The following is a 210-nucleotide window of genomic DNA, read 5'->3' as shown; positions in this document are numbered from 1 at the left end:
CTCGGCCTCGGCCTCCTGAGCGGCCACCACGATCGTCATCATCATCGTCATCACGACTGCGACCTCGGCCTCGACCACCTGAGCGGCCACCACGATCGTCATCATCATCGTCATCACGACTGCGACCTCGACCTCGTCCGCCTGAACGGCCTCCGCGATCGTCATCATCATCGTCATCACGACTGCGACCTCGGCCTCGACCACCTGAGC

The 210-nt window shown here is 63.3% G+C and carries 1 protein-coding gene; it reads right to left on the bottom strand.

Features of this window, described 5'->3' with window-relative positions; genetic code table 11:
- A partial coding sequence (locus ACTJJG_RS19025; protein WP_440609000.1) for a hypothetical protein occupies positions 1–210 on the bottom strand: 210 nt, incomplete at both ends.

The organism is Acinetobacter sp. 22512, assembly GCF_052044755.1.
GTDB lineage: Bacteria > Pseudomonadota > Gammaproteobacteria > Pseudomonadales > Moraxellaceae > Acinetobacter > Acinetobacter pittii.
The sequence above is the reverse complement of the archived record's forward strand: the minus strand, read 5'-3'. Positions and strand labels throughout refer to the sequence as shown.